Raw genomic sequence first — 16,722 nt, forward strand, 5'->3', positions numbered from 1 at the left:
GTTGAGGGATGAACACCCTATTTCCTTGAGCGTCAGGTTCAAGGAATTCTCAGGAGAGAAATATAATGACCGTCACAAAAGCGATGACCGATAAAGAGTCACGAGCCGCCTATCGCAGATTATTGAGAAGCTTTGCCCGTACCCTGCCTGCGCAACCGAATATGGGCGCAGAGAATCCACTGTTAGCCGACACTGCCGACGATGCCGTCAATCAGTTGCCCTTGGCGTTTCAGGGTAAAAACCTGGTAGTTGAAGTTCCCGCGTTTACCGTAGCCGAGCCACCGGATTTTGATGGCAGTGTAAAGCTGTTGTGGCGAGGGAGTCCGGTAGGAACGGCAGTCGTGATCAAGTTTCCATTGGACCCGAGTATATTTCCTCTGAAACTGACTTTACCGGCTGCGCAGACCATCGTTGCCGGTACCTATGAGCTGAAATACAGGGTGTTCACGGGCAACAGTGAAGAGTCGTCACCGTTGCTGGTCAGTATCGATACGATGGCGCCGAACGCCGGCAGTCCCGGTAAACAGATTGAACTGCCCGCCGAAGTGGAGAGCGGTGGGATAACCAAGGAGTATCTGGATGCCAATGGTTCCGTTCTGCTGACCATCCCGGACTATGGGGATGCCAAGATCAATGATGAGATCACGGTGTATTTTGGCAGTACGCTGCCCGGTATAAAAGTGGGGACCATTGTGCGTGCAGATCTGTCCACGCCCACCACTCTAGAGCTGACGGCAGCTCAGGTGGGGACGCAGGAAGGAGCGATGTTCATCGGTTATACCCTCATGGATCGGGTCGGCAACATAGGTCAACCCTCCTACAAGACCGTCGAGGTTGTACTCAAGCCTGCCCCGGCCAATCTGCAGCCACCGACCGTTCCGCAAGACGCCGATACTGACAGAATCACCCTGCAGGATGCCTATGATGGCGTCGGTGTGTTCATAGAGCAGTACGATAACTTTACTGCTGGCGATCAGGTCAGAGTGATCTGGGAGGGAGCACCGCAGCCATTGATTGCAATTGCCGAGTTCCCGGCGGTCGTTACCCTGGGGTATGCGGCGTTAAAAGGGAGTAGCGACGGGCCCAAGACCGTTCACGTGACTTATGAGATTGTCCGGGGTAACCGGACATATCCCGAACCTACTGGCGTGGATGTCGAAGTCGACTTGAGAAAACCCGGCCCTCCAAATCCAGATCCCGATCCGGGAGATATCAATCCTGATCTGGCGCTGGTCACCGTACAGGCGCGTGTGACAACCAGCCCCAACAAGATAGCTGTGGCCGATGCCGGTGAGGATGCCGATGCCAGCGTCGAGCTCTATAAGCAGTCCAAGGCTGACGATGTCATGCAGTTATATTGGAAGGGGGTAGCGGTTCCCGGCGGTGTCTATAACGTAACCGGTTCGGAAGCTGCCGATTTTGTCGTTGACTTTGTCATACCCTGGGCATCGATTGAAGCCGGTGGTAATGATCCCGCATTGCCTGTGCATTACACCATTGCCCATCCTTCCGTGAACGCTAATGTCGACACCTCTGGTCCTCAACCGGTTGAAGTACTGGTGCTTGAACACAAAATCCCCGTACCGGCTTTCCAGCATCTTTTCGACGGGGCTACGGACTGGATCAACTGTGATTCCCTGCGACTGATTACGGGTCAGGGATGGAATGCCGAAGTGCTGATTCCTGGCGGCGAGCCACAACTGGCAGGTCAGGAGTTGTCCTTCAAGTATATTGGCTGGGCCGATAACGGTGGAACAACGGCTATTCCCAATAATGAGCATGACTTCAAGTATACGCCGAGCCTTCAGGAAACAGTCGATGGTTTCATCGTACTCGTGCCCTATGCACCCCTGCTGGAAACTTATAATCGTTGGGGAAGTATCGAATATTCCGCGGTCATTGATGGATTTCCAGCGACTTCAGGCCGACATCTGGTGCGGGTATTCATGCAGTTGACCGGAAACGCATCGTGCCGATTTGATCAGGTTCCATAAGTAAAAGTTCTATAAAAGGGAGGCGCTATTGGCTTCCTTTTTATATGTAAAGTCGGTGATACAGTTTGTCTCTCCCGCAAAGCCGTTGGTCAGCGCGCTTTAAGATCAGGTTGCATTTGAAGTCGCGTGCAATCTAACTAATGCACATAATCCCGGGCGGAAAGTCCTGCATTATTTAAAGAGTTTTTCTTTATCGATTCCTACATCAAACATTGCGTATCTCATGCGGTGGTTTTCAGGAGTTCGACGATATATGAGAAGTGTTTCTTTTGGCTTGTCGGCTGTGATGTTGTTACGTCATGCCGCAGTGGGAGGATTATTGCCAGTCCTGTTACTGAGCCCTCCAGCCTGGGCCCTGACTATTGTCGAGGGAAGCGACCCGCCCTTGAATATCGATTCCTCCTCTGTGCGGGACAGTTACTTCGTTAATAGCGGCGGCCAACTGAATGTCAATGGTGCCGTCACCGACGACATCCTGGTGGACAATGGATCGAATGTGAATGTCATTGCAGGCAGCGTCAGTGGAGGTGGCAATAATGGCATCGAAGTCACCAACAGCACGGCTTCCCTTTCCGCTAATGCCAGTATCTCCAGCGACTTCATCGGGCTGGTCCTCAACAAGCAGATCGGAGTCGCTGGTGGTTCCTCGGCAACCGCGACTGACAGTCTCTTCAGTGGTGCCGTAAGCGCTATCCTGATCACCGGTCCAAGCAGACTCGACCTGATCAACAGCACGCTCAACGGTACCGGACAGAGCAGTTCCGGAATGCTGATTCAAGGCGGCACGGTCAAGGTGAGCGCAGGCAGCATAACCGGAGGTCGAAACGGGATTACCCTGGGCCGCGACCCCGTCAACGAACAGGACAGCTCACTGGTTCTCAGCGGTACGCAGGTGATTGGCAAGACCGGCCCGGCGCTGGCCGTAACTTCCGGCCCGACAGATATCGTGCTCGAGGGCGGCGCTTCGCTCAACGGCGGTAATGGCAATATTCTGGATGTCGCCGGAGCGTCGAACGTAGCGATGAGGGTCGGCCAGAGTACGCTTGCGGGCAACGTTCAGGCCCGTGCAAACAGTACAGCCAATCTGACTTTCGATCAGGGCCGGATGACCGGCGACTTCACGGTCGAGCCCGGCAGTACGGGTAATCTGGTTCTCGACAATGGTTCGGTGCTCAATGGCAACCTGAGCAATCTGAACAGTGTTGCCATCAATCGTCAGTCGCAATGGAACATGAGCGCCGACAATACCGTCGCCAGCCTGGCGATGGATGGCGGCCAGGTGAGGTTCGGTGAGCCGCAGGCATTCCATCGGCTGGATGTCGGCAACCTGTCCGGGAACGGCTTTTTGCTGATGGATGTCGACTTTGCAACCAATCAGCACGACGTGCTGAACGTTTCTGGCAATGCCAGCGGAAATTTCGATCTGTTGATCGCAGGTTCCGGTGTCGACCCACTGGACCCGCAACGGCTGAACGTTGTGAATACGGCCGCCGGCGATGCACGGTTCGCGCTGGCCGGTGGTGTGGTCGATGTGGGGACATGGTCTTACGGGCTGTCTTCGGCAACGGATGCTTCCGGTGCAACCGGGTGGTATCTGGACCCCTCGAAAAAAACCGTCAGCCCTGGAACCCGCTCGGTACTGGCGTTGTTCAATACCGCACCGACGGTCTGGTATGGCGAACTCACTTCCCTGCGCAGTCGCATGGGCGAGCTGCGTTTCAATGGCGGCAAGGCGGGAGGCTGGGCTCGCACCTATGGCAACAAATATGATGTGGCCGATGCTTCCGGTGTTGGATACCAGCAAACCCAGCGAGGCTTTTCACTGGGGGCCGATGCGCCGTTACCGATTGGCGACGGACAATGGCTGGTGGGGATCATGGCGGGTTACAGCAAGTCCGATCTGGACCTCAATCGCGGCACTTCCGGTACGGTCAAGAGTTACTACCTGGGCTCTTATGCGACCTGGCTGGATCAGGGCAGTGGCTATTATTTCGATGCTGTCATCAAGTTCAACCGCTTCTATAACGACGCTCGGGTGGGGATGAGCGACGGTGTTCGCTCCAAGGGTGATTACGACACTCCGGGCGCCGGTGGCTCGGTGGAATTCGGACGCCATATCAAGCTGGATGATGGCTATTTCGTGGAGCCATTCACGCAACTGTCGGGCGTGGTGATTCAGGGCCGGGATTACGACCTGAACAATGGAATGCAGGCTGAAGGTGATCGCACCCGGTCCTTGCTGGGCAAGCTGGGCATGACCGCCGGACGCAACTTCACGCTGCACAGCGGTGCTGTCATGCAGCCTTATGTACGAGTGGCGGGTGCCCACGAGTTTGCCAAAAACAATGAAGTGCAGGTCAACAACAACGTCTTCAACAATGATCTGTCCGGTTCTCGTGGTGAATTGGGCGCGGGCCTCGCCGTTGCCTTCTCCGAAAGCCTGCAGGTGCACGCCGATTTCGACTATGCCAAGGGTGAAAATATCGAGCAGCCATTCGGTGCCAATGTGGGATTACGCTATTCGTGGTAATCCGTGCCCTCCCTGCCGGTCGCAGGGAGAACAGGTTCAGGTTTGCACTAGTGTGGTGTTTCAGAAGTACCACACTAGATGGCGACGATATTGCCGTATGCCCCAAAGAACTCATATTTGATGGTGGCTTTGGCTTCGCTGCCGGTGACCAGGTTTTTTACATAGTTCAACCATAGTCCCGGTGCCGGGGTGGACGACCAGTAGGTGTTATTGCCCATGGGGAAATTCACTCCATACATGGCATGTATTCCTCGCAGCAAATCCAGTGAAGGAATATTCAGGCCGTGGGATTGAGCAATCTTTTTGGCGGCGATGAATGTGTTGTTACCGAGCCCGTAAACCATGACGACGTTCGACACGGTCACGTTGTAGGAGGCCGAGCGTCCGGCCGCGTCTCTTACGGTAATCGTTGAAGTGCCATTGGCCACCGAGATGATCCAGCCATCACCCTGAACCAACGCTCTGCTCGGGTCGCTGGAAGTGTAGGTGTAAGGTGCGACACCACTGCTGGGCATCCGTTGGTAAACGGTATTGGCTGGCCAGTTGAGTGGGGTATGACCCGGATAGCCGGCCAGCCCGTACAATCCGCCGTTCAAATGGACCGGCGATGTGTCGAGCACGAAATCCGGTATTGGCGAGCGCACGGTAAAGCTTCGGATATTGGACTCTGTACCCTCGCCATAAAGCGCCTTTGCCTTGAGCGTGTGCACGCCCAGGGCCAGCGCATTGATATTCAGGCTCCAGTCTTCGCTGGTGTTGACCGCTGCGGTGCCTTTGGCGGTTGCGTCATCGAATATCTGCACTTGCTGGCTGGCCGTGGCCTTGCCCGCCAGGGTCACTGCGGTATCGATGGTCGAGCTGCCGTTTTCGACCTCACCCCTGGAATCCCTGACGCTGATAATGACCGGCGTGACCCAGTCGTGGTGTTGCTTGACGGTGTAGTCGGTGCGCGGGAATGGCACGGCATTGCTTTCAGAGGAAGAGCCGTCGAAGACCACATTGCAGAGGACGCTCAGTTCGCTGTCCTGGCCGAACTTCTCCAGTTCGGTACGCGAAAGCCTTTCCGAAAGTCCGGCACTGGCCTGGGCTGCGGTCAGGCTGGCGTTCTCCAGCAACACGATGGAGTGCGGGCCGCCGTTCTCGGTTTCTCCTGTAAGCCTTAGCCATACCCGCTGACCTTGCGCACTGAAAGGCCACTTGCCAACGGTCAAGGTGGCGTCACCGGAGAACGTGGCCAGATTCAGGATGCCTGTCGCGCTGTCTGCCTGCGGGATTCGCGGCTGAGGTAACTGTTTGTCGGGGTCGCTGAATGGCAGGACCGTCAACGGCAAGGGTTCGGAATCCTTTTGCGTGCTGTTGCGTTTGACTCCGTACTGGATGCTGACCTCGAGATCAATGTTGGCGCCGACCACGGCTGCCGCAACGCTGAAGTCGACCTGGCCGCTTTGATTACCGGGCCTCTGCTGGTCAGCAGGCGAGCCGCTGCCAACGCTTCCCTTCCAGCTCATGGTGATCACGTCCTGGACCGCCATGCCGTCGTATTTCACGCGCACGGTTGCGCCATCCACGGCCTGCATAGGATCAAGCTGGCCAGCATTGGCTTCCAGGACGACCGGCGCTGGTAACTCGCCGAGAATCTTGCCGATGGTCAGTTCCAGCACATGGGAGTATCGATACTGTCCGGTACTGGCAAGTTTGAGGCTATAGGTGATCCTCACCAGGCTGTCGATACTGGGCTCGATCAGTGAGGCATGGATATTGAAAGTCACGGGTTTGCCAGCGATGGGACTGGTGATGGGGATCCAGTCGCTTGCGCTGCCATCGGGTGTCTCGGCCTGCCAGTACCAGGTCAGGATGTCGCCGGTGACTGTGGCGGTATAGGGCACACGCAATGTGGCGTGATAGGGCACCGTTTCCGGGTCCAGTTGATTGTCCTGGGCTTCGTCGACCGAAGGCGCGGGCAATTCGGCATAGGGGCTGGCGACGAGCAACTTCAGGTGCTCCGAGACACGAATGTCCATGGGCGCCAAGGCATCGCTGGCAACCCGGTAACTGACATCCAGCGTGCCATTGTTCAACGGGGCGATGTGTTGAGACGGCACCGGGATCTGTACGGGTTTGTCCACTTCATTGCCGGTCACGATGTGCTCGGCTTCATGTGTATAAGGGCTGCCGTTCTGAAGGGTTCCGACCCAGAGCACTACGATCAGGTCGCCACTGTCCATGACCGGATAGACCGGAATCTCGACATGGGCACGTTCCAGGTCCGGATCGAGCAGGTTGCCCACTGTTTCCAGAACCAATGGCATGGGCAAGGGCACCCGGCCAGAGATGCGGGCAAAGGCCCGTTTCGAGGACTGCGGTGGCGTATCGTTGAGCTTGTTCAATACATAGGAGGCTTCAGCGTTGCCATCGCGAATGGCGCGAATATCGGCGTTGGCAACCCTGGGTTCGAGAATGGCCGGGATATTGTTCAGCGTGATGTCTTGGGTACGGCTCAAGGGCGCACCGGTCACCGGGGTTCCGGTCCAGGTCAGGGTGACGGTATCGCCCAAGGCGAACGGCGCGCCCATGACGTATATCTGCACAACTGCATCACGGTCTTCCAACTGCTCAAGGTCGATGACATCGTTATTGGCATCCTTGAAAATCGGTGCATCCAGCCGGTGAGCGCCGGCATCCACCCTCACGTAGGCCGGTAACGACCAGTCGGTAGAGTAATTCCCGACCTCATCGAAGACCTGGTAGTGCACCAGCAGATGGGTAGAGTCGCCACCGGCGAGTATGGTTGCCTGATCGATCAGCAACTCAATCGGCTCGCTGCCGCTGGCCTCATCCGGCGTGACCCTGTGGGTCAGGTAGGTCGCGCCCCATTTCAACTCGATCGTATCGCGGGCCGCGCGCCCGGGGTAGGCGGCAATGAGCACCGGCACGCCTTTGGCTGCCCAGTCGGCATCTATTCCGTTGTCGATGACATCCTGTGGCAACAGCGGCGCGGCGAGTTCGGAGTGGCCTGGCAGATGCGGGTCCTTGTCCGCTCCGCCGGGACGGTCGAGCTTGACCCTGATGCGCAGCGGTACTGATTCTTCGGCTGTGACGGCGCCTTTGCGTGTCAGGCTGTAAAACACCTTTTCGGCCCAGTCCGGCTTGATCGGCGTTGTCGAGAGGTACAGGAACACCCTCTGGTTGAGGTCGTCGTCGGTGATGTCATATTCGGCGACCAGCGTCTGGTCCCAGTAAATTCCGAGGTGATCGCCAGCCTGCATGGGTTGGTAGGGATCGACCGCACTCAGCACGCCACTGGGGTTATCGCCGAGGATGTCGATGTTGACGGCTCCATCACCGCCCTCGACCTGTGTGACCATCCCGCCAATCAACAAGGGACGCAACGCCATTGCGCCAGCGTCGCGGCCCGGAGAGCGGAGCAAAAGACGTAAGTCGCGTTTCATGTGGGCACTTCCTGTGTGCGTGAACGACCGGGCCAGCCTTGATTGGCCTGCGTCGTGCGGATCAGTTGGGTGGGGTTTCCGGGCTGGACTGCATTGAGCGGGACGGTGGCGAAGGCGCTCCCGGAGCCAGTTGGCTGGCCGGATCGTAGGAAAATACCTGGCCGTCGGTAGCGCCCAGATTCATTTCCACGATGGGCAAAAAACGCTGGGTCTGCTGGAAGTAATCGTTCTGGATGAACTGGGCCTGGAGCAGCCCGCCGCTGTTTTTCTCATAAAAGAACGCTTCCAGAGGCAAGTCCTTGGGAATGTTGCGCGGCCAGGCCGCCATCATTATTTCGTTCCAGTAAAGATTGGCGGGAAGGCTTTGGCGTACGTCGATGCTCAGTTGAAACTGCTCCGGGCCCGGCCCGAATGCACAACTGCTGTACGGATATGCCTGATAGCGTGCCGCCCATGCCGCTACAGTGGTGACGCCCATTGCCTCGCACTGGCCGCGGAAAGTGCAGGGATCGGGGCTGCCGCTGGTGGCGGCATCGTACGGATAGGCACAGCGCAAGGTTGGCGGGTAAGTGGCGGGAGCGTTGAGTGCCTTGAAGGTGAAACCGTAGGGGCGGTTATAAGCCAGCATATTGATAATGATGTCGCTGCGGGCATAGGAAAACGAAACCCCGTTGTTGGCGATCGATCCGGGGCTCGCGTCCCAGGCGTGGAAAGCGCTGGTCGCCTGATTGGAGCGGAACAACACGCCGTTGCAGTAGTAGGATGCCCGCGCATCGGGGCATTGCGGTCTTGCATCGGCATAGCGTTTGTTCATGGCCTGCGCTACGCCATAACCAACATACAACTGATCCGCAAGATTGAAGCCGAACACCTTGCCGGAGCTGTCCTGCAGATCCATGCGAACGGTGGGCAGCCATTCGCCAGTGGCATTGAAGTAATCACGCTGATCCTTCTGGGCTTCGGACAGCGAGCCGTTCTGGTGAGTGTCGTAGAACAGCGCCTGCACCGGGACCTCCTGCGGGAGGGTCGGGTCCCAGTTGCGCAGTTGCAACTGGTTGGCCCTGGCCGACCATTCGCTGCCCAGCAGTTCGTGAGCCTCAAGGCTGGCCTTGAACTGCAGCGGCTCAAGGCTGCTCAACGAGCATTGCTGTTCTGGCTGGTTGCCCTGCTGCTCAAAGTGCGTCAGCCAGGCCGAGACACCGGTGATGCCCAGCGCCTTGCATGAGCTGGCATCGCTGGTCGCTGACGGGCTTGCCGGTGAGGCGGGCAGGGCGCAGCCATAATTGCCGCGAGCGCTGTTCAGCCCAGAGGCGAAAGGGTAAGCGCAGAGTACTTCCAGGGTCTTGCCATTGCCGACAGCGGTGAACAGGTCACTGAAAATCACGCCGTTCGGCTGCTCCAGTTGCCGGATGCCGAGATCGCGGCGCAGGTAGACCAGCTCTTCGGCACCCAGCGCGACGGCATCGGTGTCATGCTGCCAGAACTTCTGGCCGGCCTCTCGCGTAGCCGGCTGCACCAATACGCCATTGCATTGCCAGGCGGGTTTGTCGGACCCGCATGTGGTGGCAGTACTCTGATAGCGATTGTTGAGCAACTGCACGGTTTGCGGACCACTGATGGCCTGCGCCTGGGTGCAGGCGAAAAACAGCAGCGATGCGATGGCGTTGATGAATAGCGCCGTGGTCTTCATGACCTTCTAGCCTCCTTATGGCAAACACCGTTACGAGCTGGTTTTCTCCCGGTTCCTGAAGCTGGCAAGTTGCTCGGCAGTCGAGGTAATCCCAACTGCCTGAAGAGGCAGGGAAGCTTCGCTACTGCTGGCGTTTTCCTCGACATCGCTACCGCTGAGGTCATAAGTCCAGCAGGTGTCGCTGCCGAGTTCATCGGCTGTCCAGAACGGATAATCCAGCCAGCCCAGATAGGAAGTCACCGGCAGATTGTCGGAGTATTGCCGCCACAGTTGCTTGAGCTCGGCGAGCGAAACGGGATCGACTCCGGCCGTCATGCACACGCTCTGCATGCCAGCCCAGTCGGTACTGCCGGTCAGGAAGTGCACGACCTTTATTCCACTGACGGTCAGCGAGTAGCTGCGTGTTTCCCCGGCACTGTCCTGGGCCGTGATGTTGCTGTTGCCATTGAGCCTGGCCGTCACGGTGCCGTTCTCGTCGACGGTCGCCACGCGGTCGTCGCTGCTGCTGTAGGTGTAAGGCGCGTTTCCCCAGTCGGCCGGGCGGGTGAGTTGCGCGAAGGCCGGAGGGCTTGCCGGGGCCTTGTGTTCCGCCACGACGTAGTTTCGACTGCCCAGGTCCAGGGTCGCATCAGCCTCGAACCCGGCGCTGATGTTCAGTAGCAACAGTTGCGAAGGGGTTTCGTGGGTGCTGTCCGCGACAATCACGCCGTACCAGACATTGACGGTGGTTTGCGCACTGGCCTGAAATACCGAAGCCAGCACTTCAAAGTCGACGCCCGGCCCCGGTCCGTTGCGGCCAATGAGGATGTAGTCGATCAGTTCTTCGCCAACATACAGGTTGACCCGATCGCGATACATCAAGGCTCCCGGCGGGATGTGGACCACAATGGGACGCTCCGGATCGCTGCCAGGGTCCAGCACATCGTTTTCGGCTTCTTCGATGATCGGCTTGTCCCAGGTGTCTGGTGCCTGCAAGGCACTGAAGCCGGAAACCGCATTGGCCTGCTGCTCGCTGGAGCGCCGGGCTGTCAGCGCCCGACCTCTGGACGCTGCTGTTGCCAGGTAGGAGAGTTGGCCACGCAACAGGGATTGCACACTGCTGCTGTCACCCCCGCCACCGGCAACCCCCCAGGTAACCACCCGACCATCGGAGGTCAGGGCCACGAAACTCTGGCTATTGGCATATACGGCCTGGACGTTGGTCAGTTCCGCGACCACGCTGCTGGTGTCGCCTCCCACGGCGGCATCGCCCCAGGCTACAACTGTCCCGTTGCGGCGCAAGGCGGCAAAGGCCTTGGCGGTACCCACCACTTGCACGATGTCATTGAGCGTGGCGATGTCTTGCGAAACGGTGCCGCCATGCGTCGCTGCGCCCCAGGCCACGACATGGCCGTTGCCGCGTCGTGCGGCGAATGCCTGCCAGGTGGAGCTGACTTCCTGAATGTCGGTCAGCGAGGCGATATCGGCAGGGACGGTGCCGCCATGCTCGGCGCTTCCCCAGGCCCTGACCTGGCCGTTGTTCCTGAGCAGCGAGAAGGCTTGCGCGCTGGAGGCGCCCAGTTCGCGGATATCGGTCAAGGCGGCGATATCGGCGGGAACGCTGCCGCCACTCGCCGGATTTCCCCAGGCGACGACCCTGCGGTTCGCGCGGATGGCCGCAAAGGCGTTGTAGTTACCGGAAACCTCGACGATATCGGTCAGTGCCTTGATATCGTCCGGCACCACTCCTCCTGTGGTTGCATAACCCCACGCAACTATTTGGCCGGTACGCCTGAGAGCGGCGAAGGCAAGACCGGCGCCCACCACCATGCTGATATCGCTGAGGCTGGCAATGTCTGGCGGTACGGCGCCTCCGTAATTGACATCGCCCCAGGCAACCACATTCCCTGAACTCTTGATCCCGGCAAAGGCCATGGCATTGCTGGTGATGCTGACGAAACTGTCTGATGGCACGCCGCCCAGTGCACCGCCTTCGGCAGCGTTGCCCCACACCACTACATGGCTGTTGGTACGGCGTGCGACATAGGCGCTGCGCGTGCAACTGACTTCGACGATATCGTCCATGGTGATGATCGTGGAAGGAATGTTTGCCCCGTAGGCCACATGGCCCCAGCCAATCACATCTCCGGTATCGCGATGGGCGACCAGCGCTGCGTCACCGTTGGTGTAGGTATCGTTGCCATTGCCAATGATATTGGCCGGATTGAGGGTAAGCAGATCACCCTGGCTGCGCACCCGCAGGGTAAGGTCGGGGCGTGTATCGCGCAGGCTGGTTCCCTGAGTCCAGTTCGAGTCGCCATCGTATTGCCAGTCGGCATTCAGCGGAGTACCGGTTGTGGCGTGGAATGCACTGATCCGGCGTGGTGTCCCCGAACTTCGATAGCAGCTTCTGTTGAAACGTGCGCCCAGGACCCTCAAGAGGCCGGCCCCGAGGGTGGTTTCGACATCATAGGTGGCGACCGGCGAAGGCCCGTCGGTGCTGTTGTCGATGCGCTTGATCGTATAGCTGAGGTCGACACTGTGCCCGTCGTTGGCCAGCACTGTGGCGTGAGCGATGTCGATCAGCAATACGCCATCGGCGCTGGCCGTTTTGCTCGGCTTCACGCTGCCTTCGCCCGGCTGGCCGGCCCAGGTGAGGGTCACCGATTCTCCGGCTTTCAGCTTCGCTTCGACACCAATACGCACGTGGGCGCCATTGAGCGCATTGTTGGGGTCCAGCAGCATGCCCTTTGCCTCATCGATGAGCGGGGCGGGCAGTGGTGCTGCCTTGACCTCGAAGGCGTGAGTCAGGGAAGGCCTGTCATCGCCGATCAGTGGTGTGACCACATAGCTGACCGTAACCGTGGCATCCATGCTTTTACGCACTTCATCAAGAGTCACCGCAAACAGCACATCCTTGTCGACCATGCTTCCAGTAATGTTTCTCCCGGCGCTGTAAGGGGGCGTGGATCTGTCGTTCTGCCAGGTGATATTCACGGCATCCCCGGCCACCATGTCTGACCAGTGCGGGACGACGATTTTTGCCCCGCCGGGGATTTCATCCAGGCTCAGGAAGTTATCTTCACTGCCGGGTACCAGCGGTGCAGCCAGTTGATCCTGCTGCCCGGCCTCGACACTGAAAGAGTGCGCCAGAGAAGGCATTTCCAGGCCTGAGGGCGTGGTCACCACATAGCTGACCATCACTGTGCCGCCGATGCTTTTGCTGACTTCCGCCCGCGGCACCGGCAGCGTCACATCCTTGTCGACCATGCCCGCGTCGATATCTTTTTCAGTCACGTAAGTCGGCGTGCCCTTGTTGTCCTGCCAGGTGATTATCAGAGAGTCCAGCGCCTGCATCCCATCCCAGTGGGGGACGACGATCTGCGCTCCGGCAGGTATTTCATCCAGGCTCAGGACTCCATCTTCGCTGTGCGGGACCGATGGCTTGGCCAGTGCCTCCTGCTGATCGGCACCAATGCGGAAGGTCAGGATTTCCGAGTCGCTGCGCCGGTTGGTATCTACATGGATCACCCAGCAGGAGACATCGACCGTGCCACCCTCATTGGGGGTGATATCGCTGCCTGGAATATCGAACACCACGGGCTTGTTCACGGTGAAGCTGGTGATTTTTATCCAGTCCGTACTGTCGCCACTGACGCTGCCCTGCCACTGGTAATGCACATGATCGCCTATCTCCATCGTGGGGTAGATCGCCACGGTCAGCGTGGTTTCGCTCAGTGGCGGGTTCATTAGGCCGTCGGTCACACCAAATACGATGGGCGCAGGCAGTTCTGCGCGGGGCTCGCCGACATTCAGCCTGGCCGAGTGGAGCGACTCGCGTTCCACGATCGTGCCATTCATGTCCTTGGCCAGCACGTAATGCAGTTCCAGCGTTCCGCCTTCGATGGCTTTGAGGTGGGTGCCGGAAACCTTCATGACGATCGGCAACTGGCTGTCCTGCTCACGGTTGGTGATGTTATGGGGCGCCAACTGCGGGTCATAGATGCTCAGGTCGGGGCGGGTGCCGATCCACTTGAGGGTGATCTGGTCACCGGCAGCCATGCTGGTGTCCCACGGGATCTCGATACGGGTACTGATAAAGTCGGGATCGAGAGCACCCTGAACCGCGTCCAGCGCGACAGGCTCGGCCAGGCGTGAGGATTCGCCGACCACGGTGACAAAGGCGCCCCTGGATTTCGATTCGCTGCCGTCGGCATGCAGTACCCGGTAGTTGAACACTGCCTGGGATCTGGCCAGTTGCCGAATGTGGGTATTGGGGATCAACTGCTCGATGACTTTGGGCAGGGCTTCGATCAGCAATTGTGGTGCTTCGTATATGACGGGATCGCCATCGACCGTCGTGCCGCTCAGCTTGACCACAACCTTGTCGCCGATGACGAAGTCCGGCTTGAGAGCAACAATCTGGGCGGTGACCGCAGCACTGCCCAGTTTGTCGAGATCAAGCACATTATTCACGGCTTCCTTGACGATGAGTGCATTGAGGCGTGAATTGCCGGTATCGACCAGAATGCGGATTTCGCTGCTCCAGTCCTCGGAGCGGTTTTGTACGATGTCGTAAACCTCGAAGGCCACGGCCAGGCCCTGATCCCCGGAATCGCCGGCAGCCAGAATGGTGGCTTCGTCGACGGTCATCACAATCGGTTTTCCGACCTCGCCCGCCAGCACTTTATGCTGGATGAACTGACCGCCCCACGACAGTCTGATCTCGTCACCCTCGGTCATGTTGGGGTACGGTTCCAGCGTGGCATCCACGCCGGCCTTCGCCGCATCGGCGTCCACTCCGTCGTTGACGATATCCTGCGGCAGGCTCAGGCGCAGCTCGGAATGACCGGGGGTGTCCTCGTCCTTGTCCTCGCCGCCAGGGCGATCCAGTTTGACGAATATTTGCGTTTTGGCTGAGTCTTCGGGCGTATTGCCCAGACGAGTCAGCCGATAAAACAGAACGTGAGAGCCGGGTGACAGGCGTGCCGCATTGATGAAGGTCGTGACTCGCAGGTCGACTTCTTCGGCGTCGATGTTTTCCGTGAGTACGATGTTGTTGTCCAGCAACACCTTGACGCTATCGCCCTGGGCCATCTGTGGCCAGGGCGGGATGTAGAGCTGCAGCCCGTGCAGGGGAAAGTTATCCAGAGCCGCACCGATGTTGATCCCCCATTCGCCGCTTTCAATCGGGCCGGTTCGACCGGGGATTTCCAGCTCCACGGGGATCAGTCTGGAAAAGACACCTTGCGCCGCAGGACCGATAAACATCTCGATGCCATTGTCCAGTTTTTCGGCGGGAAGATAGGTGCTGATGCGCATGATGTTATCCAGCGCAAGGCTGACCTGAGCACCTCGGCCAGATGGGAGATCATTGGTGGGAACGAAGAACCTCAAGGGCTCGGAATTATCGGGTTCCTGAGCGCTGTCTGGCGCGCGAGTATCCATGTCAATTGACTCCGCTGGCTTTTTTCATGAAGCCATTGGGCAATACGACGGGCTTTTTGAATACTGACAGAAATGACGGGGTTTGCTGCCACTGGTCGGCTGCTCAGGCAAGGGCTGCGGTCCAGCGCATCCCATCGAGCCAGCCGCTTGAGGCAATGCACACCTCTCGGGCCTTGTGTTGACGGCCTGATCTCGCCCGATCAAATAACTTCTTCAACTGACACTTGATCGGGGAGAACGATCGTTCTACATTGAGCCCATGGAGAAGCCAATGACAGACACTCGAGAAAAAATCCTGACGACCGCCGAGCAGCTCATTTATCAGAATGGGATTCATGCGACAGGCATGGACCTTTTGGTGAAGACCTCAGGTGTCGCTCGTAAAAGTATTTATCGCTATTTCGCGACCAAGGATGACGTGGCAGCAGCGGCCTTGAATGCACGAGATGTACGCTGGATGCAGTGGTTCAGAATGGAATGCGACAAGGCGGATACTCCGCAAGATCGTATTCTGAATATGTTTACGGTGCTCAAGAGCTGGTTTGAATCAGATGGGTTTTGTGGCTGCGCATTCATCAACACAGCCGGAGAGGTTGGGGACCCCGAGAATCCCATTCGCCATATCGCAAAACTGCATAAACAAAAGTTGCTGAATTACACGCTGGAACTGACCGAACATTTGAATGTCGAGCAACCGCTTGCCCTGGCGAGACACTTGCTTATTCTGATCGAAGGCGCAATTACCATGGCGCGAGTGATGGGGGACTACAGCGCCGCCGACGACGCAAAAGAAGTTGCGAAACTGTTACTTAAAGAAGTTTGACTATAAAGGCCTGAGTTTCAAATGAATTAAAGCGAGAACGGCTTGAAAGTGGGTTTCAAGCCGGATGCGTCGCTCAATATCGAGCGGTTATCGCTTTAGCCAGATTTCAGATATTTATGGAAAGTGCGGCCATCATTGCGCAGCTGGCGAGTGATTACCGCGCTGTTATAGCACAAGGGAAACTGTGCAGCTCTTGTATCAACAGGCTTATATGTAAGGCCTGAGCGACAAAGACCTTAACTTGACTGATATATCCAATCAACCAGGAGGCACTACCATGTCCAATGCACAGACTCGCCCGCCACTTCCTCCTTTCACTCGCGAATCGGCGATTGAGAAAGTCCGACTCGCTGAAGATGGGTGGAACACGCGCGATCCCGAAAGGATCTCGCTCGCCTATACCCTGGACACTAAATGGCGTAACCGCGCCGAATTTGCTACCAACCGTGAAGAAGCCAAGGACTTCCTTACGCGCAAATGGAAGAAAGAGCTGGATTATCGCCTGATCAAAGAACTCTGGGCCTTTACCGACAACCGCATCGCCGTGCGTTATGCCTACGAGTGGCATGATGATTCGGGTAACTGGTTCCGTTCCTACGGCAACGAAAACTGGGAGTTTGAAGCAGATGGTTTGATGCACCGTCGGTTCGCCTGCATCAACGACATGCCTATCAAGGAAAGCGAGCGCAAGTTCCACTGGCCACTTGGACGCCGCCCGGATGATCATCCAGGCCTGACAGAACTCGGCTTGTAACTACCCCTGCCAGCCTGATCCTGTCCCGGAAAAGGAACAGGCTGGCGGGTGGGCG

General features: G+C 57.9%; 7 protein-coding genes. 4 read left to right on the plus strand and 3 right to left on the minus strand.

The window, feature by feature from the left end:
* Positions 1-65 precede the first annotated feature (65 nt).
* Positions 66-1,994 carry a hypothetical protein gene (locus ALQ04_RS04580; protein ID WP_147466564.1) on the plus strand — a complete coding sequence of 643 codons (1,929 nt, stop codon included), beginning with the start codon at positions 66-68 and terminating at the stop codon, positions 1,992-1,994.
* Positions 1,995-2,280: 286 nt separating this feature from the next.
* A complete protein-coding gene (locus tag ALQ04_RS04585; protein WP_409077237.1) occupies positions 2,281-4,524 on the plus strand; it encodes an autotransporter outer membrane beta-barrel domain-containing protein in 2,244 nt (747 codons plus the stop codon).
* A gap of 74 nt (positions 4,525-4,598) precedes the next feature.
* Here the strand turns inward: ALQ04_RS04585 and ALQ04_RS04590 are convergent, their stop codons facing one another.
* The 3 genes from ALQ04_RS04590 to ALQ04_RS04600 form a co-directional block, all read right to left on the minus strand.
* On the minus strand, positions 4,599-7,973 hold the full coding sequence (locus ALQ04_RS04590; RefSeq protein ID WP_122314673.1) for an Ig-like domain repeat protein: 3,375 nt from the start codon (positions 7,971-7,973) through the stop codon (positions 4,599-4,601).
* A gap of 61 nt (positions 7,974-8,034) precedes the next feature.
* Complete coding sequence (locus ALQ04_RS04595) at positions 8,035-9,663, minus strand: hypothetical protein (RefSeq protein ID WP_122314674.1); 1,629 nt, start codon at positions 9,661-9,663, stop codon at positions 8,035-8,037.
* Between the two features lie 30 nt (positions 9,664-9,693).
* Entirely contained in the window at positions 9,694-15,090 is a 5,397-nt protein-coding gene (locus tag ALQ04_RS04600; protein WP_122314675.1) for an Ig-like domain-containing protein, read from the minus strand.
* Positions 15,091-15,349: 259 nt separating this feature from the next.
* On the opposite strand from ALQ04_RS04600, the gene ALQ04_RS04605 reads away from it, so the two are divergent.
* Both ALQ04_RS04605 and ALQ04_RS04610 read left to right on the plus strand, forming a co-directional pair.
* Positions 15,350-15,913, plus strand: coding sequence for a TetR/AcrR family transcriptional regulator (locus ALQ04_RS04605; protein ID WP_122314676.1), 564 nt, complete (start codon positions 15,350-15,352; stop codon positions 15,911-15,913).
* A 277-nt stretch (positions 15,914-16,190) separates the two neighbouring features.
* A complete protein-coding gene (locus tag ALQ04_RS04610; RefSeq protein ID WP_122314677.1) occupies positions 16,191-16,667 on the plus strand; it encodes a nuclear transport factor 2 family protein in 477 nt (158 codons plus the stop codon).
* Positions 16,668-16,722 lie beyond the last annotated feature (55 nt).

Source organism: Pseudomonas cichorii (assembly GCF_003700275.1).
Lineage (GTDB): Bacteria > Pseudomonadota > Gammaproteobacteria > Pseudomonadales > Pseudomonadaceae > Aquipseudomonas > Aquipseudomonas cichorii_B.